The sequence below is a fragment of the Shewanella halotolerans genome (assembly GCF_019457535.1).
In the GTDB taxonomy this organism is placed as follows: Bacteria; Pseudomonadota; Gammaproteobacteria; order Enterobacterales; family Shewanellaceae; genus Shewanella; species Shewanella halotolerans.
Window position 1 is genome coordinate 2,398,832 of record NZ_CP080417.1, and the last position, 19,460, is coordinate 2,418,291.

Below are 19,460 nucleotides of genomic sequence, written 5' to 3' on the forward strand. Positions count from 1 at the left end.
GTTTGTTACCGAGGCGCTTTTTACCACGGCGCTTTCTAGCGAAGCGCTTTCTAGCGATTCATTTTTTAGCAAAGCGCTTTCTACTGTCCCGAGTTGATTCGGTGTCGGCCTGTCCTTCATGTCGCTCAAGCGATCTTCCTTATTCCCTGTTATCTCTTAAAACAACCTAGTTACAACCACAGCCACCACCGGCAAGGGTACGGCCGCCGCTGGCGCCCTCCTTACTGAAATAGATATGATCTTCTATCGCCATATCCAGCTCATCGGCTTCTAGCTGCATATCCTCGCGGGCAAACTGCCCCCGCTCCCAGGGCTTTACGCCGAGATTGGCGCAGCCAGACAGCAGCGCTACCAAGATGAGCAGCAGCGTTAAATCAGTTCGCATCGGCTGACCTCTTCTTCAACAAAGATTGTATCTCCTGCTCGACGGCAACTTGCTTGGACTTGAAGAAGCCCAGATGCTCGCTGACCAGATTTCCCTCGGCATCAAACAGATAACTGCTGGGCATCCCCTGCAGATTAAAGTGGCTCGCCACCTCACCCTTGGGATCGTAGAGAATATCGAAGCTCGTATTGAAGTCGGCCAGAAAGGGCCCTGCCATCTCACTCTTTTCATCGAGATTGATCGCCACGATCGCCAGCCCCTTGTCGCCATAGCGCTGATGCATCTGCTCCATCCAGGGAAAGGAGTCACGACAGGGCGCGCACCAGGAGGCCCAGAAATCCACATAGACCACCTTGCCCTTATAGGACGCTAGTGACACCAGCTCGCCGCTTTGTGTCTTGGCGCTCAAATCCAAGCGCGGCGCAGCATGACTCGACAGCATCATAGACAAGCTAACGAGCATTGCCATCGACAGCCAAACAAGCTTGGCCATCATGGGGGATCTCATTCTCCCCTCAACCGACGGCGGAACGCCTTGCATCTTCTGTTCTTGTGACATCATTGATCCTTCACTGCTGGTTAACCACTTTCTTTATCGCTTGTACCGGGCGCACTTTACTAACAAAAGTCTCCTATCTTATTAACGAGGTTAGCAAAAAATCATGGTATTAGGACAGCGAAAGATACAGTTATACCACTTCGCAAGAGAGAGTATGCGTTATGAAAACACCTGGGCGAACACCCTTTTTAGTCAAGGTTACTCAATGTTAGTCGAGCCAAGAGAGATAGCAGACGCTGGCCTTAACGCCGTTGCGGTTAAACCAGTCCAGCCAGATTGTCTGATTATCTCTTAGGGCATCTCCCGGGCCCTTCACCTCGATAAGCTCGGCTGTGACTCTGTTATGAGCTAAGCTTGGTGCCCGGTCATCGGTTGCGTGACGTTCAGTTGCTCGATGCTCAGTTGCTAGACGTTCTGTTACTTGATGCTCGGCAGTTAGATGAAAACAGATAAGATCGGGAAAGCCCGTGCGGTAATAACGCAGATCGAACAGCATCTGTCGAAATAGTTTCGCCAAAAAGGCGCCGCTGAATGCCTTTAGTACCATGTGCAGGAGAAGCGGCATCGCATCTTTGTCTTGCCTATTCGTTATGCCGAGCTCAAGCAGACTAAGTTCAAGCAGATCTAGGTTTAGCTCCTCAAACAATGGCCAGTGTACCCAGTCGTTGGTGATGCCGCGTTTTTGATGAAAATGATCCATGATCATCTGGGTATCACCCGAGGCCAATGCCACGAGTCTCTTATCTATCGCTTGTTTGCGCCTTGGGTAGAACTCACTCTGGTACATGTCGCTCGGCCTGCTCTGATAGTGATTAGCGAAGGCGCCGCCGACATCGGCGAAGATGATGTCCCAGAAAGCCAGGCCAAACAGGCTACAGAAGAGGCGATTTTCTACCTCAACACAAAGCCGCAGCTTATCACCCTGCATAGTGCTCAAGTGTCTGGCGGCGCATTGCTCGACGCGCTGGGCGTTTGACTCTTCGCCTTCCAGGCTCTCATCGGTTGCTGTGCGCTGACACTCAAGTTTGAAGGTATCAAACTCCCCTTGCCACGGCTTAGGCGCCGCCCGTCCCAGGCTGCGATGAAGGCTTTTCTGCAAACGCCTTGCGACCAGACGCTCACTCTCCTCCATTGGAGACGCTAACATCAACTCAACTAAGCCTAACGCCTCATCATCACGGCCAAGCTTATTCAGGCAGCGAGCCCGGCGCTCCCGGCTCGGCGGTCTCGCTGTGTTAGCATACAGGGCTAAGGCGCGCTCAAAATAGCCTAAGCGCTCCAATTGGCGCGCCGCCATTAACCAGAGCCCTTGGGTCATGCGATTCAGCTTTTCATTCCCAGCCTCTTTGGTGAAATCGGGCAGCTCGGTGATTCTTTGACAAAATGAATCAAACTTTTTGATATCAATTTCACTGGGCTTACCGCTCAGCCCACCCTCCTCAAACTCCTCGTAAAGCTCAAACAAGCTATACAAGCCTTCTATCTCGGCTCGCGTATTAAAGCTACGACTGGCGATGCTCGTCGAATAGGCTTCAAAATTATGAATACCAAGATCGGCCAAGATAAACTGACTCAAGGACTGACTCATGCGCTCAAAATAGAGTAATTCGAAGCGGCGATAGACGGCCTGAGGGCTAAGGCAAAACCAATGCTGTGCTGGTGCTAAACGCCTCAGCAGATGTGGTAACAAGCCTGCATCTTGGGCATACTGGATAAGCTCACTCTTCTTTAACCGGCTGATATCCTTAACCAAGGCTTGGCTTATCTCAACCAAGGCCTGGCTCAGCTCCGCCTTAGTGCTCTTGTGCAGTAGCCAGGACTCATCTGGCTGCTCATAGCAGATCAGACTGTGCCCACAAAGCGCGGATATGGCATCTGGGATCGCTTCGATTTCACTGTAATTTAGCTGAGCCTCACAGAACCAGGGGCCCTTGCGGGAGATAAGCCTGACAAGCAGGCACTGTGCATCAGGGGTCAAGGCTGAGAAGGTATCGATGAAGCCGAGTTCGACCTCATCGAGGAGATCGCCATAGCGGCGGGCGACGCCCTCAAGCATTAGCTGAAAATTGCTGAGGTAGTAATAGGTCGGAAGCACCTTAGCCGTGCTTGACGCTTCTCCACTTATCCTTACCGGTTTTTTAACCCCTACAGGCTTTTCGTCCTCTCGCTGCGTCATTGAGATCAGGTTTCTCTGTGTTGGTCGCTCTGTCTTGGTCGCTCGTCTTGGTCAATTCATCATCCCCTAAGCAGCGATTATACTCTTAGTGGTGATTCCTTTTATAACAGCCTCTACAAGCCTATTTACTCGCTTACTTAAAAGTCTATTTACAAGCATGAGAAGTTGAAGCACTCTTAGCAAAATAACAAAAAGTGCCGCAATTTGGCGATAAAAATAGCGTAGGAAAATTGATCATGTGGATTCAAGTCGAGATTAATCTAGCCCCGAGACAGCGCGGTTATCATCTGATCACCGAAGAGATCTATCGCGCCGCCCCCCAGCTTAGCGAGATTAAGATAGGTCTCGCCCATCTGTTGTTACAGCATACCTCGGCGGGACTCACCCTCAACGAAAATGCCGACCCCAGCGTGCGGGAAGACTTCGAGCGCTTCTTTAACCGTCTAGTGCCGGAGAATGAGCCCTACTACACCCATACCTATGAGGGTGATGATGACATGCCAGCGCATCTCAAATCATCCCTGCTGGGCTGCGAGCTTACCCTGCCGATCACCGACGGCGAGTTCAATCTGGGCACCTGGCAAGGGATCTACCTGTGCGAGGCACGCAACCGCGCCGGGGGCCGTACCCTGTTACTCACCATCCAGGGCGAATAATCTAGGGCAAGAGGCCCCTATCAATTTGCGATTTGCTGCTCTGTGATGGGTTGAAGCAGGGCCAGCCAATCATCCTTATCCATCTCCGCGGCCGTGAGGCTCTCGGTCTGATACATGCTTTGGGCTAGCGCCTGTTTGCTCTGCTGCAGCTGCTGAATGCGCTCCTCGACCGTGTTCTGACAGATAAGCTTATAGACGAATACCGGCTTGTCCTGCCCTATACGGTAGGCCCTGTCGCTGGCCTGCTCTTCGGCGGCTGGGTTCCACCAAGGATCCACATGGATCACCACATCCGCCTCGGTCAGGTTGAGACCAGATCCACCGGCCTTAAGGCTGATGAGAAACACATTGACCTCGCCGCGACGAAAACGCTCTATGATGCGATCGCGATGACGGCTTCGCCCGGTAAGCATCTCATAGCCTATCTGCTGGCGATCCAATTGCTCGGCGATCAGATCCAGCATGCTGGTAAATGATGAGAAGATCAGTATGTTGCGACCATCTTCTATCATGCTCGGCAACTTGTTCTCCAGCCAGGCAAGCTTGGAGGACTCGGCGTTAAGCTCATCCGATGCGCCATCTAAGCCCGTCACACCTTGGCGAGAGTCTAGCTCGGGTGAAATAGCCGTTTTTGAACTATCAGTCTCGCCAACCTGCCCCAGCTGGCCCAGATTTAGCATTGCCGGATGACAACACACCTGACGCAGCTTAAGCAGCGCATTGCTGATCATCAGGCGGTTGGCCTTGGCGCCGGTTTGTCTCAGGGCCAGTTGCACCTGCTCGGCCACGGTGAGGCGTATGGTCTCGTAGAGATCCGACTGACTCTGGCTGAGCTCGATCAGGGTGTTGATCACTGTCTTGGTGGGCAATTCGGTCGCCACCTGGCTCTTGGTGCGCCTGAGCATGAAAGGGGCAAGCCTCTGAGCCAGCCGCTGACGACTGGCGTCGCAATGATCTTTCTCTATCGGCTGTTTAAATTGGCGTTGAAACTGAGTGGCCATGCCGAGAAAGCCCGGCATCAGAAAATGAAACAGCGACCAGAGCTCTCCAAGATGGTTTTCCATCGGCGTGCCCGTAAGACAGAGACGATGCTGAGTCTGCAGCCGGTTCACCAGCTTAGTGATGCGGCTGCGACTGTTTTTGATGGTCTGCGCCTCATCCAGGATCACCTGATGCCAATTGAGCTTGGTCAGCCGCTCGGCGTCTTGGGCCAGGATCCCATAGCTGGTGATCAGCACATCGACATCCGTCAGCGCCTGCTCGTTATCATGACGGGCGCGGCCGCTCCAGACGAAACTACTCAGGCTTGGGGTAAACTGGGCGATCTCCCGCTGCCAGTTGCTGAGCAAACTGGTTGGCGCGATAACCAACACAGGCGCCTTGGTCACCCCGGCCTGTTTATCCAGCAAGATGCTGCACAAGGTCTGCAGCGTCTTACCCAGCCCCATATCATCGGCCAGTATGGCGCCGAAGCCGTGTCGCTTGATAAATTGTAGCCAGGCGACCCCCTCTACCTGATAGGGGCGCAGCTCGGCGTTGAGCCCATCTGGGGTAACAAAGTCTATGGTGCCCAGCCTATCTGCGCGCCTGCTCTGCTGCTCATTGAGATAACGGCCGAGCGCCTTGGCATGTTGCCTCAGCTTGGCTTCACCCGACCAAGTCAGCGCCTGCTCAGATTGACTTAAGGCATCATCGAGCAGCGGAATGCGCCCGAGGTGATGGCGTGCCAGCACCAGCTTTTCCTGATCGTTGAGCGGCTGCTGAGTAAAGAGCTCGTCGAGCACCCCAAGTATGCGCTGAATACGCGCAGCCGGCAGGGTAAGTATGGCACCAGATTCCAGCTCCAGCGCCACCTCCTGTGGTTGACTCTCACCATGGGTTGCGTCAGATTGTTCGGCGCTCGTTACCTGATTGAAATCTCGGCTAAGCTTGCCCTGACGAATGAGGTTGACCAGCAATGGCAGGAGGTTAACCCGCTTTCCTTCGACCTCGACCCCAAGGCTCAGCTCGAACCAATCCTTGTCGGCGCTGTTCACCTCGCCATACCAGGCATTGGCCGCCACCTGAACGAAACGTTGCTTGGCCACCAGTTCAATCTGCCAGCCCTTGAGCGAGAGCGTGCGCAGCAACACCACATGCTCACTCGCCTCCCCCGGTACCAGACGCAGGCCCTCACCGAGTGATTCAGTCACGGCTGGCTCGAACTGACTGGTGAGTAGCGGCAAGGGATTAAGCAGCAGCTGACACTTGGCAAATTGCGCCATGAAGGCCTTATGGCCCGCACCAAGATAACTGAGTGATTCGAAGTCATAACGGTGGCCGCGGTGCACCATGGAAAATTTGGCCACATCGATAGGCGCCAGCAGAGGTTCAAGCCAGTTTTGATCTAGGCTCTCGCGGGCGATCTCTAGCCTTGGCAACCAGTCGCCGTCGAGATCCACGCCTTCTAACAGGGTTTGATTCACCCGCACGTCACGGCGTTTATCGATGATCCCTGTGCCCGAGCAGGTATCTAGCCAGACACCGGGGCAAAGGGGCAGCATGAAGCTTTCATCTAGGAAGTCTTCATCATAGTGGGTTGCAAGCCGCACCGGCTCCCCCGCCACCTTGCCAAAGAAACAGCGACCACTGGCAAACAGCAGACGATAAAAATCGCTGCCAAGCTGCGCCGAGCTGTCATTGGTGTTATCTGTATCGCTATTCGTTTCGGCAAAGGCGCAATCGAGATCGATAATGATCGCCTGCTCACTTGATGTTTCGACTGGTAACAGATCTTGCTGCGCCGTTTGAGCCTCCAGGCCGGATGCAACAGAGGTTAAATACTCGGGCAACTGGGCCTGGCCTGTCTTTTCACTGCGGCTTTCGGCGCCGCTACTACTGTCTTCAGTGCTACTGCCAAGAGCATTGCTGAGTTCACCGATATTTTGACTGCTAAAGTCAGCTGCAAACGCCCTGAGTGTGTGCAGCAACTTGAGATCTGTCTGACTGACATACTTGGGCACAGGCTGGCTCTGCAGCAGCTCGAATCCTAGTGGACCCTTGAGCTGGTAGCGACCGTTCTTATTCAGATAGCCCTTTAATACCTTAAGCAGTAAGCCTGTCTCGCTCGGCACTATCAGGTAGAGGATGCGATGGCGCGCCATGGTGGGGAAAGGATCGAAACGCTCCTTGAGATCGCTTCTAAACAGGCGAATGGCCGTATCTGAGCGTCTGGAACGCCCCTGCTCATCGAGGGCGCGAAGCGCAGCCTGCTCGATCACTAACGCCGCCTGATGGGCACAACGAGGCTGACCACAGTCGCAGCGACCGCTTATCTTACCCTGATCGTTGAGTGAGACCTGGCAGGTTATTTTAGGCTCACCGGCAAAGACGCCGCGGATGATATGGGCCTGGCGCTGACACTCCAGCAGCCGACCGCCCAATAACACTTGCAGCGCGGAAAACCTTTCTTGATGTGAAAACTCTTGTACAGCCGTTTGTAATAACATCGTCCGAGAAAAAAGCAGATAGACCAAGATCAGCGATTGAAAGGAGAGATGATATCACTATTTGTCAGGCTTGTTGTAGCCTACTAAGGTCAAGTGTCGGCTTACTGCGCAGTTACCCACGCCCTAAACCGACACCTGTGACTGAGATCAAAAATTTTAGATCACAAAAAATTATGCAGACTCGGCGGTACGCTTCATACGCGCCAGATAGAAGCCATCGAAGCCAGTATCGGCCACGCTCACGGTTTCATCGTCGATAAAGCTAAAGTGCGGGTTGGCGGCCAGGAAGGCATCGACCTGCTGGCGGTTTTCCTGAGGCATGATAGAGCAAGTCGCGTAGATCAAGATACCATCGACCTTCACCATACGGCTATAGCTCTGCAGGATCTCCTTTTGCAGCTCGACTAACACGGGCAGACGATCCGGCGTATCGCGCCACTTTGCGTCAGGATTACGCTTGAGAACCCCAAGGCCAGAACAAGGCACGTCCAGAAGTACCCGGTCGGCACTCAGCTTAAGGCGCTTAATGGTCTTGCTACTGGCGATGATACGGGTCTCGACATTGTGGGCACCGGCGCGGCGCGCTCGCTGCTTAAGGTTATCCAGTTTCCACTGCTCCACATCCATGGCCAGCAAACGACCCTTGCCCTGCATCTGTGCGGCGATGGCCAACGTCTTACCTCCTGCACCGGCGCAGGCATCGATCACTCGCATGCCTGGCTCTGCGCCCACGGCGGCGGCAACGTGCTGAGAACCGGCATCTTGCTGCTCGAATAGCCCCTGCTTGAAGCACTCGGTACGAAACAGCGCCGCATCTGAGATCACCTCAAGCGCGCTTGGCACGCCTGGCACCTCACGGGTCTCGACCCCTTCCTTGGCAAGACGCTTGGCGAGATCTTCGCTATTTGTCTTAAGCGGGTTAACGCGCAGGTAACGCTTTGGCGCCTGTGCCAGCGCGGCCCGCTCCTTGGCCCAATCATCGCCTAACTGCTCCTGGCCTAAGGTATCGAGCCACTCGGGACAACCATCGAACAGTGCCGCTTGCTGCTTGGCCGCTTCCAGGCGCTGATTAAAATCATCTTCTTCGATCGCCAAGGTGTACTGCAACTTAGGGATCGGCAGCTCATTCGCCATGTGCCAGGCATTGAGCAGGCGTGACCCCATGCGGGCAATCTCATCGGTTGAGATATCTGCCAGATAGCAGTAGAAGTTGAGGCGGCGCAGCAGATCGCCGGTGACATAGGTGATACGCGCCTGCTCTGACGGCGCTAACTTGAGTCCAGAGAAGTGATGTGAATAGGCTCTGTCCAGCGGTTTGCCCTCTTCGAGCACCATGGCCAGCACATTGATAACTAATTCGGTTGAACTTGGAGATAGCGACGCATTTAACATGATAGAGCCTAGATAATAAAAATCGCTGGCGATCATAGGAGTTAAGCCCCTAATAGGCAAGCGCTAGCGGCCATTATGGCAATAAAAAAGGCAAGCATTGCTGCTTGCCTCTGAATTATAGGTTTAAAGACCCAAGCCTTAGAGCATAGCCCTTAGAGCTTAGACCCCTTCACGCCATAGAACATAATAAACAGATAACAGATGATCGGCAGGAAGAAGGCATGCTGAATACCTATGTTATCCGCCAGTACACCCTGCAGCAGAGGTAGGATCGCGCCGCCGACGATGGCCAAGCAGAGTACACCCGAACCTTGTGAGGTGTGAGGGCCGAGATCCCGCAGCGCCAGGCTGAAGATGGTTGGGAACATGATGGAGTTGAACAGGCCAACCGCCAGAATTGCCCACATGGCCACGGTGCCCGTGCTGGTCATCGCCAATGCTACCAGTAGAGCCGCCATCAAGGCGTTGAAACCGAGCACGGTACCGGCAGGCACCTTCTGCATCACGGCACTACCAATGAAACGCCCTATCATGGCCCCGCCCCAGTAATAGGTGATGTAACTCGCGGCGCTGGCCTCACTTAGCCCAGCAATGTCATCCTGGGCCAGGAAGTTCACCAGGAAGCTGCCGATAGACACTTCAGCACCCACGTAGACGAAGATCCCCACGGCGCCGAGCACGAGGTGCAGTGATTGCAGTGCGCTGGTCTTGCCATTATGCACCACCTCGCCCTGCTCGCCGCTCTGACAATGCTCTTTGATCTGCGGCAGATCCAGTTTGGCAAATACCAGCGCCAGCACGCCTAATGCAGTAGCCAGGATCAGATAAGGCAATTTAACCACTTCCGCCTCGGCTTGTGCCTGAGTCAGGGTCTCGCTGGCTTCAACGGCGACAGAGAGGATCAACACGGCGCCAAAATATGGCGCAACCGTAGTACCTAGGGCGTTGAAGGCCTGAGTCAGGTTAAGACGACTTGAGGCGGTTTCTACGCTACCCAATGCATTCACATAGGGGTTCGCCGCCACCTGCAAAATAGTGATCCCTGAGGCCAACACGAACAAGGCGCCGAGGAAGAGCCCGTAGGTGGCCAGCGCCGCCGCAGGATAGAAGAGCGCGCAGCCCAGTGCCGCGATCAGCAGACCTGTCACTATCCCTTTCTGATAGCCGAGGGCCTTAACCAGTTTACCGGCCGGCATAGAAACCAGGAAGTAGGCGCCGAAGAAGCAGAACTGGATCAGCATCGCCTCGGCATAGTTGAGCGAAAACGCCGCCTTGAGATGGGGGATCAAGATGTCGTTCAGACAGGTGATAAAGCCCCACATGAAAAATAGCGAGGTCAGGGAGACTAACGCAAAACGATAGTTCTCCTGCTCACCGCCAACCCCGGTAGCCGTGCTACTTTGTTGCATCATTGCCATGGTGTAGTTCTCTTTTGTTATTGTATATTTTGTTTGTGCTGTTAAATTTTTTCACGCAAATAGCTGGCTAACGAGAGCCAGCTACTTGCGATTAGCTATTTCCGAGCCGTCTATTTCCAAGCCCTTTATTTCCAGGCATAGAAACAACCGAAACCGTCGAACTGAATGACATCGCCTTTCAACTCAGCCTTAGCCAGACCATGCCCTTCCAGTGGCGTCAGACCTTGCCCGCCCAGACCTGCCAGGCTATAGCTCTGCGGCTGACCACTCAGGTTAAAGGCAACCAGCAGGGTCTGCTCGCCTAGACGACGCTCAAACACCAATAGCGCATCAGTTGATTCAATAAATTTGATATCACCCGTGACGAGTATCGGATGCTGTTTACGCCAAGCCAGCATGTGACGATAATGGTTCAGTATCGACTCAGGGTTAGCTTCCTGCACATCGACCGCCACGGCTTTGTGATCGGCCGGTACCGGCAACCAAGGCGTATTGTCACTGAAGCCTGCATGGTTGGCGTCATGGCGCCAAGGCATAGGCGTGCGACAACCGTCCCGGCCCTTGAACATAGGCCAGAAGGTGATACCGAACGGATCTTGCAGCTGCTCATAGGCGATCTCTACCTCGCCAAGACCCAACTCCTCACCTTGGTAGCTACAGACACTGCCCCGTAGCGAACAAAGCATAGCGTTGAGCATCTTGGCCATATCGCTATTGAAGGCGTCTCTGCCCCAACGTGTTGCGACCCGCTGCACGTCGTGGTTGCCTATCGCCCAGCAGGGCCAGCCATCGCCAATGCTCTGCTCCAGCGCCTCTACCGTGTGACGGATATAGGCCGGGCTAAAGTCATCGGTCAGCAGCTCGAAACTGTAGGCCATATGTAGGCGGTCGTCACCCTGGGTATACTCGGCCATGGTCGCCAGCGAGTCTTCAGAAGAGACTTCCCCTAGGGTGACGACGCCAGGATATTGGTTGATCAGCGCGCGCAGCTCTTCAATGAAACCTACTGTCTGCGGGCGGGTGTTGTTATAGTAGTGATACTGATAGGCGTAAGGGTTATCTTCGCTAAAGCCCCTGCCCTGACGCTTGTCTTCAGGCTTGGGCGGATTGTCTCTTAGCTGCTCATCGTGATAACAGAAGGTGATCGCATCTAGGCGGAAACCATCGACTCCCTTATCGAGCCAGAACTTAACATTATCCAGCACAGCTTGGCGCACATCAGGGTTATGGAAGTTCAAATCTGGCTGACTGGTCAGGAAGTTATGCAGATAATATTGCTGACGACGTGGCTCCCACTCCCAGGCACAGCCACCGAAAATAGCCAGCCAGTTGTTAGGCGCGGTGCCGTCCGGCTTAGGATCGGCCCACACATACCAATCCTGCTTGGTGTTGTCCCGGCTCTGGCGACTCTCGCTAAACCAGGCGTGTTGATCTGAGGTGTGACTGAGCACCTGATCGATAATCACCTTGATGCCGAGTCCGTGCGCCTTTTCGATCAGCTCGTCGAAATCCGCCATGGTACCAAACAAAGGATCGATAGCGCGGTAGTCGCTGATGTCGTAACCGAAGTCTTTCATCGGCGACTTGAAGAAAGGCGAGATCCAGATGGCATCCACGTTCAGACTCGCAATGTAGTCGAGTTTACTTATGATGCCCTGAAGATCCCCTACACCGTCGCCATTGGAATCCATTAAGCTGCGAGGATAGATCTGATAGATGACGGCGCCGCGCCACCAGGAGAGTTGGTTCATTATCGCCCCTAGGTCACCAACGACTATATTAAAGGCAGGTGCCTGCCCCTGGGTTGCATACCTGTTACCCGATCGTTGTCGACGAACAATTGTTATTAGAATGAAACGAGCATACGTCATCCGGGAAATCGGGTTCAACACCACTGCATACGTATGCAAAACAGACAGGCTTAAAGCACCTTCTGACCACCTAGAACAAAAACAAATATAAACATGGGGTTAGAATGAATTTTGCAGGCCGTTTTGTGAGCTGACGCACCCCGATAGACACCCTTTTTGAGGCCGAGGTCACTTTTGAATACGTATGCATAATATTGTGACCGCGACGAGTGCGAGAGTAGTATCGGTGCTGCTACATAACAACTTAGAAACAAGTACAATAACAAGCACTCTCATTCACCTATATAGCTGTGAACAAGGGTCCCCCCTTATTTCACACATAAGAAGTAATACAGAATGAATAGAGTGAAAAAAGGGGAAGATGGATGTTTCAATTTAAACCTAACCTACTCACGCTAGCCCTGCTTTCCGCCGGCGTTTGTATTAATGTCTATGCAGCTGATAACGAGGCAGCGAAGGCTGAGGCGACGGCAACGACTCAAGACGAGTCGATTGAAGTGATCGAGGTACGTGGCTTCCGTACCAGTGTGATCAAGTCGCTAAACAACAAGCGTTTTGCCGATACCGTATCAGAAACCATTTCTGCAGATGATTTAGGCGCCCTGCCTGACCAATCAATTGCCGATGCCCTAACCCGCTTGCCAGGTGTTACTGCCGTACGTACCGGTGGTCAGGCGAGTGGCCTTAACATTCGTGGTTTAGACGGTGATTTCGTTTCAGCGACATTAAACGGCCGCGAACAGGTTACCACCGGCGGTAAACGCGCGATCGAATTCGATCAATATCCTTCAGAGTTGATCAACCAGGCACAAGTCTATAAATCGCCAAAGGCTTCGCTTATCGAAGGCGGTGTTGCCGGCACGGTCGAGCTTAAAACAGCCGACCCGCTGCAGGCACCAAAAGAACACAACTTTACCGTTAATGCTCGTGGTAGCTTTAACGATCGCGCTGGTGAAATTGCCGACGCAGAAGAGTATGGCAACCGTCTAAGCTTCTCTTACCAAGGCAAGTTCCTAGATGAAACCCTTGGTGTAGCCGTGGGTTACGCACATCTTTATCAACCTTATGTAGCAAGCCAGTTCATCGGCCTACGTTTCAACGATGAGAGACGCGATGTCAACGGTGATGGCAACCTTGAGTCCATCAGCGAAGGCTTCGAGATGCAACAAAAAGGTGGTACCGACACCCGTGACGGTTACATGGGCGCCATCCACTGGCAACCCAACGACAACTGGAGCTTTAAGGGCGACATCTTCCACTCTAAGTTCGACTCAGAGAACTTTGCCCGCGGTTTCCGCGTGAAATCATTAAAGAACGGTCAGATCAGCGACGCCATTGTCGAAGACGGCTCTATGATCGGTGGTACAGTATCTACCGATGGTACTGATAACTTTGCCGTTTTTGTGGTTAACGATAACGACTCAAAATACTCAGAGCTCACCTCTGGTGCCGTTAACATCGAATGGACCAATGGTGACAACCTCACCATCGCCGCAGACATCAGCTACTCTTCTGCCGACGGTGAATTCGTCAACGGCGGTACCCGCGCCGTTATCTATGACGACATGGCTAACAACGTCAGATCGGCCGAGTCGATCACTTATAAGCTAAACAACCTCAATCCAGCCGACATCAGTTTCGCCAAGGATTACACAGATACTTCGACCCTAGGTCTGAGAGAAGTGGGTATGTGGCCTTATGATCAACAAAACGATCTGATCGCTTACAAACTCGACCTGAACTACCAGCTAGACAATAGCTTCGTGTCGTCTATCGACGTCGGCGTAAGATACTCTGAGCGTGAGTTCAACGCGCAGCGCTCTCAAGCCGGTTATGGTTTCGAATTTGGCACCAACCCAGACAATCAACCTGTGCTAGCCCTAACCGATGACATGACACGCGTGGTTAACTTTGGCGGCGAGCTTTCAGGCTACCCAAGCTTCCTAGCGATCGACTTTGATAAGGCTGTGGATCTGGTTAACGCACAACTGGCGGCAACAGGACAAGATCCTTTCGTTCCTACCGCTAACTGGGCAAACAACTGGACTATGATCCAAAGCGGTACGGTAAATGAAGACGTGTTAGCTGGTTATGTGCAGGCTAACCTAGACTTCGAGATCGGTAGCATCCCAGTAACAGGTAATATCGGCCTGCGTGTGGTTAACACAGATCAGTCAAGTACAGGTCTACAACAAGTCGGTTTCGGTCTGGGTGAAGAGATCATCGATGAAAAAGGCGTGGTCAGCACCGACTATATCCACAACAAAGTGGGCAAGTCTTACACCGACTACCTACCTTCGGTTAACTTGAACTTCCACCTGACCCAAAACGATCAGATCCGTTTTGCCGCGGCATCGGTTATGGCTCGTCCACCAATCGACAAGCTGAAGTCAGGTATGGGTTCTTGGTATGACGACTCTGCAACGCCAGGTTACAAGAAGTACAACGCATGGGGTAACACCAGTCCGCTACTGGATCCTTTCTATGCCGATCAGTACGACCTGTCATATGAGCACTACTTTGAAGAGTCTGAAGGTGCGATCGTCTTTGCCGTGTTCTACAAAGACATCAAGTCATTCATCAACAACTTCACTATCCAGCCATTTGACTTCGAAGAAGCAGGCTTCATCGTGCCAGACACTATTGTCGATAACGGCGTAGAGTTCCCTGTCGTTAAGAATGAAGGTCAGTATCAGACGGCGGTTAACAACGATAACGGCGGTTATATTCGCGGTATCGAACTTGCCTACACTCAGGTATTCGACTTCCTACCGGGCGCACTTAGCGGCCTAGGTTTCACCGGCAGTTACGCATACTCTGACAGTGAAGTAGAGTTTGAAACCGACCTAAGTGGTGAAAGCTTAGCTATCCCACTACCAGGCCTGTCTGAGCATGTGTTGAACACCACTCTGTTCTACACCTTGGATGGTTTCGATACCCGTTTGAGCATGCGTTATCGTAGTGAATACGTTTCTGAGCAAGTTGCGGTTGAATCTCAGCTGGCCTTCTTCGATGCAGAAACCATTCTCGACTACCAGGCATCTTATGCGATGGACAATGGTCTTAAGTTCCTGTTCCAGGTTAATAACCTGACAGACGAAGCTAACAAGACCTACTTCGGTCAGACACACCAAACTGGTACCATCCAGAGCTTTGGTCGCCAATACTTCCTAGGATTTAGCTACACTATGTAATCTTAGGTATTAGCCGAAAAACACCTGCTTCGATCCCTTGAAGCAGGTGTTTTCATATCAAGCTAACGAAAAACTGTGTAATACCCAGAATGTTAACTCAGTCACACCTAACACCTTAATGTGTCATCACGCTAGGCACAGCATCAAAAGGTCGAACGCCGAAAGGACTGCCCATGAGACGTACTAATAACCAGTTGAAACTCACACTCATCACCACCTCGTTACTTATGCTCGTCCCTTCCGCCTTTCAGGTGATGGCATCTGTACAACCGGCAAGCAGCTCCTATGCCAGTGACAGTGATAATTCCAGCGAAAATAACAGCGCCCAAAAACTGCGTATCGAGCCCCTCAACTGGTGGGCGGGCATGCAACACAGCCAGCTGCAGCTGATGGTGCACGGCGAAAACATCGCTAAGGCCAAGGTAAGCGTTAAGGCCGATGGCGTAACCCTTAAAGGCGTTGAGACCACAGAGAACCCCAACTATCTGTTTGTTAACTTAGACACTCAAGGCGCCAAGGCGCAGACCTTTACGCTGACATTCGAACAAGCAGGCCAGGACCAAATTAGCGTTACCTATGATCTGCTCAAGCGCGACAAGGGCAGCGCGGCTCGCCAGGGTTTTAGCAACAAAGACGTTATCTATCTCATCACACCGGATCGCTTCGCCAACGGCGACCCCGCCAATGACAACCAGGCGGACATGATAGAGCAAGCCGATCGCCGCAATCCGGGTGGGCGTCACGGCGGCGACATTCAGGGGATCATCAATAGTCTGGACTATCTGGCAGATCTTGGTGTCACTCAGCTGTGGATCAACCCGCTTACCGAAAATAATATGGCCGAATACTCCTACCACGGCTACTCGGTCACCGACCACTACCGTATCGATCCAAGGTTTGGCAGCAATGACGACTACCGCCAGCTGGCCATCAAGGCGCAAGAGAAAGGCATAGGCATCATCGCCGATGTGGTAGTCAACCATATCGGCTCTAACCACTGGTGGATGGATGATCTGCCAAGCCAGGATTGGGTCAATCGCCCCGAGGGCGCATTAGCTCAAGATTCCTCGGCCATCGATTTCACCACCCACAGACGTACCACGCTGCAAGACCCCTACGCGGGTGCCAAAGACAAGCGCGACTTTAGCCACGGCTGGTTTGTCGAGTCCATGCCGGACCTTAACCAAGAGCAGCCACAGCTTGCCAACTACCTGATCCAAAACAGCATCTGGTGGGTAGAATACGCTCATCTAAGCGGCATACGTGAAGACACCTACTCCTACGCCGATAAGGATTTTCTGGTCGATTGGACCCGCGCCATCATGACTGAGTATCCCAAGTTCAACATCGTCGGCGAAGAGTGGACGGGCAACCCAATAACCGTCTCCTACTGGCAGAAGGGCAAGATCAACAAGGATGGCTACCAGTCAGAATTGCCAAGCCTGATGGACTTCCCCCTCTACGAAACCCTGATCAAGGCGCTGAGCGAAGAGGAAGGCTGGAGCGAAGGCATGATGCGCCTGTATGAGTTTCTCGCCAACGATGTGGTCTATGCCGACCCGACGCAACTTGTACTGTTCGAAGGCAACCACGACACCAACCGCCTCTACAGCCTGTTGGGTGATAACTTAGCCCTGACCAAGATGGCGCTGGCCTATGTGCTTACCAGTAACCGCATTCCGCAGATCTTCTATGGCTCAGAAATTTTGATGCAAAGCCCGACCAAAGATCGTAATGATGGTATCACCCGCTCAGATTTCCCCGGTGGTTGGCAAGGAGATGCTATCTCAGTTTTTGATAACAAAGGCCTGAATAAAGAACAGCAATCTATGCTGAACTTCACCCGAGCCCTGCTTAACTTCCGCAAACAGGCAGACTTCATCCACAACGGTGGCCTGCGCCACTATGTGCCTCAGGATGGCGTATATGTGCAGATGCGCTGCGCCAAACAAGATTGCAGCGACAAGGCGCGCCTCATGGTGATCTACAACAAGTTGGATAAGGCGGTTGAGTTGCCTCTCGAACGCTACCGTGATCTGCTAGGCAGTGCCCGCGCGGCTCGAGATGTGATCAGCGGCGATACCATCACGCTGGATAAGAGCCTCTCTATCAAGGGACAAGGCGTTACCCTGTTAGCCATCGAGGAAGCCAAATAATGACTAAGGCGCGTCCCGATTTGAATAGGCTCTTGAACAAGCCCTTGAACATTACTTTAAACATTCCCTTAAATAAGTTAAGTGCTGCCCTGTGCAGCGCGGCGCTAATGCTCTCCGCCCAGGCCTTCGCCCTGCCCCAGATGGAGGCAGCAACTAATGCAAAAAACGCTAGCATCCAATCAAGTGACGCTCTGTCTACAAGTAGCGAGCGGGCGACCAAGCCAGTCATCTATCAGATATTCACCCGCCTCTTCGGTAATACCCAGACCGCTAACATTCCCTGGGGCACCAAGGCGCAAAACGGCGTAGGCAAGATGAGTGACTTTACCCCCAAGGCGCTAGAGAGCATCAAATCTCTGGGGGTCAGCCATATCTGGTATACGGGGATCCCCCACCATGCCTTGGTCGGCGACTACAGCGAGTATGGCATCGGCACTGATGATCCCGATGTGGTCAAGGGCCGCGCCGGCTCTCCCTATGCGGTGAAAGACTACTATAACGTCAATCCGGATCTGGCAGACAACCCCGCCAAACGCCTAGAGGAGTTTGAGGCGCTGATCGCCCGCACCCACGAAGCTGGCATGCAAGTGATCATCGACATAGTGCCCAACCATGTTGCGCGGGGCTATCACTCGCTGTCGGCGCCTAAAGGCGTCACTGACTTCGGCGCGAATGACAACACTCAGCTCAGTTACGCCAGAGACAACAACTTCTACTATGTGGTGGACACGCCTTTCGAGGTGCCAAGCCTAAGCCCAGATTTAAAGCCCCTCGGCGGCGAGCCACATCCGCTAGTCGATGGCAAGTTTGACGAGTTTCCTGCCAAGTGGACCGGCAATGGTGCCCGCGCGGCCAGGCCAGATCAAAACGACTGGTATGAAACCGTTAAGATAAATTATGGCGTCACGCCAGATGGCAGCGAGGACTTTCCTCAACTGCCAGAGGGCTACGGCAAAAAGTCGGCCGCCGAGCATTATGCCTTCTGGCAACGGGTGCCAAAAGAAAGCATCCCCAGCTCCTGGATTAAGTTCAACGAGATAGCTCAATATTGGCTCGCCAAGGGCGTAGACGGATTTCGCTATGACATGGCCGAGATGGTGCCGGTTGCCTTCTGGAGCTATCTGAACAGCAACATCAAGCATACCAATCCCGATGCCGTGCTGCTCGCCGAGGTCTATACCCCGAGTCGTTACCGCGACTATATTCACCTTGGCAAGATGGACTACCTCTATGACAAGGTGGGGCTCTACGACAGCCTCAAGGCGATCATCCAGGGCAAGGCTGGCACCCAGGCGATCGAGCGCGATCGCAACAGCGTTGAAGATATCGCCGAGAATATGCTGCATTTTCTCGAGAATCACGATGAGCAGCGCATCGCCAGTCCTGAGTTTGCCGGCGATCCGTTAAGCGCCCTGCCCGCCATGGTAGTCTCGACCACCTTAAGCCAGGCGCCCACTCTGCTTTATTTCGGCCAGGAGGTTGGCGAAGATGGCAGCGAAGACGCAGGCTTTGGCAAACCCAGCCGCACCAGCATCTTCGACTATATCGGCGTACCAGCCCATCAGCGCTTTATGAACATGGGTAAATTCGACGGCGGTCAGTCATCAAAAGAAGAGCTGAGTCTGCGAGCTTACTACGCCAAGCTGTTAAACCTCAACCACAGCCTCAGCGCCCTAAACGGTGAATATGGCGATCTACACAGGGCGAATATCGATCAAGGCAAGGGCTATGACGCAGACCTATTTGCCTTCAGCCGCTTCGACGACAAGCAAAGGCTCATCATCGTCAGCAACTTCGCAAAAGACAAGGCAAAGCACCTCACCCTAGAGCTGCCCCCAGCCTTAGTTAAACGCTGGCAACTCGCGCCAGGCACCTACCCGCTTAAAGAGATGTTGAGTGATAAAAAACCTACAGCGCCATTGACACTGACGACGAAGGGAGGCCAAGTCACACTAGATTTAGCACCACTTGAGTCAAAGGTGCTTGTTGTAGGAGAGAACTAAGCCCACTGGCTCATCAGTTCAAGATATCAAAGTGAGTAGAACGAGTACCAAGCACCACACTCAGCCTACTCGCTTTGGACACCAACTCATTTTTCAGATTTACCGCCTTACTAAGAGGCACATAAATGCTTGGCTAAAATTAGCGACAAGGAGCAAAAGCCA

At 53.0% G+C, this 19,460-nt stretch carries 11 protein-coding genes; 4 read left to right on the forward strand and 7 right to left on the reverse strand.

Annotated features, from left to right (window positions below; translation table 11 throughout):
- Positions 1–166: 166 nt before the first annotated feature.
- From K0H81_RS10265 to K0H81_RS10275, 3 genes are all read right to left on the reverse strand, one after another.
- Positions 167–385, reverse strand: a complete 219-nt coding sequence (locus tag K0H81_RS10265; protein WP_220058257.1) for a DUF4266 domain-containing protein — start codon at positions 383–385, stop codon at positions 167–169.
- Positions 375–944, reverse strand: a complete 570-nt coding sequence (locus K0H81_RS10270; protein ID WP_258406269.1) for a TlpA disulfide reductase family protein — start codon at positions 942–944, stop codon at positions 375–377. Before K0H81_RS10270 ends, K0H81_RS10265 begins: the two co-directional genes overlap by 11 nt.
- 208 nt (positions 945–1,152) lie before the next feature.
- Positions 1,153–3,039 carry a VRR-NUC domain-containing protein gene (locus K0H81_RS10275; RefSeq protein ID WP_220058258.1) on the reverse strand — a complete coding sequence of 629 codons (1,887 nt, stop codon included), beginning with the start codon at positions 3,037–3,039 and terminating at the stop codon, positions 1,153–1,155.
- A gap of 317 nt (positions 3,040–3,356) precedes the next feature.
- Between K0H81_RS10275 and K0H81_RS10280 the strand changes: the two genes are divergently transcribed.
- Positions 3,357–3,776, forward strand: a complete 420-nt coding sequence (locus K0H81_RS10280; RefSeq protein ID WP_220058259.1) for a secondary thiamine-phosphate synthase enzyme YjbQ — start codon at positions 3,357–3,359, stop codon at positions 3,774–3,776.
- A gap of 20 nt (positions 3,777–3,796) precedes the next feature.
- Here K0H81_RS10280 and K0H81_RS10285 read toward each other — a convergent pair whose 3' ends face one another.
- The 4 genes from K0H81_RS10285 to K0H81_RS10300 all read right to left on the reverse strand — a co-directional run bounded on the left by K0H81_RS10285 (position 3,797) and on the right by K0H81_RS10300 (position 11,825).
- The gene (locus K0H81_RS10285; protein ID WP_220058260.1) at positions 3,797–7,204 is read right to left on the reverse strand and encodes a DEAD/DEAH box helicase; all 3,408 of its coding nucleotides are present in this window, start codon (positions 7,202–7,204) and stop codon (positions 3,797–3,799) included.
- A 231-nt stretch (positions 7,205–7,435) separates the two neighbouring features.
- Complete coding sequence (locus K0H81_RS10290; RefSeq protein WP_220058261.1) at positions 7,436–8,656, reverse strand: RsmB/NOP family class I SAM-dependent RNA methyltransferase; 1,221 nt, start codon at positions 8,654–8,656, stop codon at positions 7,436–7,438.
- Positions 8,657–8,808: 152 nt separating this feature from the next.
- Entirely contained in the window at positions 8,809–10,074 is a 1,266-nt protein-coding gene (locus K0H81_RS10295; protein ID WP_220058262.1) for a sugar MFS transporter, read from the reverse strand.
- Positions 10,075–10,199: 125 nt separating this feature from the next.
- The gene (locus K0H81_RS10300) at positions 10,200–11,825 is read right to left on the reverse strand and encodes an alpha-glucosidase family protein (protein ID WP_220058263.1); all 1,626 of its coding nucleotides are present in this window, start codon (positions 11,823–11,825) and stop codon (positions 10,200–10,202) included.
- Positions 11,826–12,310: 485 nt separating this feature from the next.
- On the opposite strand from K0H81_RS10300, the gene K0H81_RS10305 reads away from it, so the two are divergent.
- The 3 genes from K0H81_RS10305 to K0H81_RS10315 all read left to right on the forward strand — a co-directional run bounded on the left by K0H81_RS10305 (position 12,311) and on the right by K0H81_RS10315 (position 19,298).
- The gene (locus K0H81_RS10305; protein WP_220058264.1) at positions 12,311–15,139 is read left to right on the forward strand and encodes a TonB-dependent receptor; all 2,829 of its coding nucleotides are present in this window, start codon (positions 12,311–12,313) and stop codon (positions 15,137–15,139) included.
- Positions 15,140–15,312: 173 nt separating this feature from the next.
- Positions 15,313–17,295: a glycoside hydrolase family 13 protein gene (locus tag K0H81_RS10310; protein ID WP_220058265.1), complete on the forward strand. Its 1,983-nt coding sequence runs from the start codon at positions 15,313–15,315 to the stop codon at positions 17,293–17,295.
- On the forward strand, positions 17,295–19,298 hold the full coding sequence (locus K0H81_RS10315) for an alpha-amylase family protein (protein WP_220058266.1): 2,004 nt from the start codon (positions 17,295–17,297) through the stop codon (positions 19,296–19,298). Before K0H81_RS10310 ends, K0H81_RS10315 begins: the two co-directional genes overlap by 1 nt.
- Positions 19,299–19,460 lie beyond the last annotated feature (162 nt).

Coding starts and splice junctions, on each gene's coding strand:
- K0H81_RS10265 (WP_220058257.1), bottom strand. CDS start 385: ATGCGAACTGATTTAACGCTGCTGCTCATCTTGGTAGCGCTGCTGTCT.
- K0H81_RS10270 (WP_258406269.1), bottom strand. CDS start 944: ATGTCACAAGAACAGAAGATGCAAGGCGTTCCGCCGTCGGTTGAGGGG.
- K0H81_RS10280 (WP_220058259.1), top strand. CDS start 3,357: ATGTGGATTCAAGTCGAGATTAATCTAGCCCCGAGACAGCGCGGTTAT.
- K0H81_RS10290 (WP_220058261.1), bottom strand. CDS start 8,656: ATGTTAAATGCGTCGCTATCTCCAAGTTCAACCGAATTAGTTATCAAT.
- K0H81_RS10295 (WP_220058262.1), bottom strand. CDS start 10,074: ATGGCAATGATGCAACAAAGTAGCACGGCTACCGGGGTTGGCGGTGAG.
- K0H81_RS10300 (WP_220058263.1), bottom strand. CDS start 11,825: ATGAACCAACTCTCCTGGTGGCGCGGCGCCGTCATCTATCAGATCTAT.
- K0H81_RS10305 (WP_220058264.1), top strand. CDS start 12,311: ATGTTTCAATTTAAACCTAACCTACTCACGCTAGCCCTGCTTTCCGCC.
- K0H81_RS10310 (WP_220058265.1), top strand. CDS start 15,313: ATGAGACGTACTAATAACCAGTTGAAACTCACACTCATCACCACCTCG.
- K0H81_RS10315 (WP_220058266.1), top strand. CDS start 17,295: ATGACTAAGGCGCGTCCCGATTTGAATAGGCTCTTGAACAAGCCCTTG.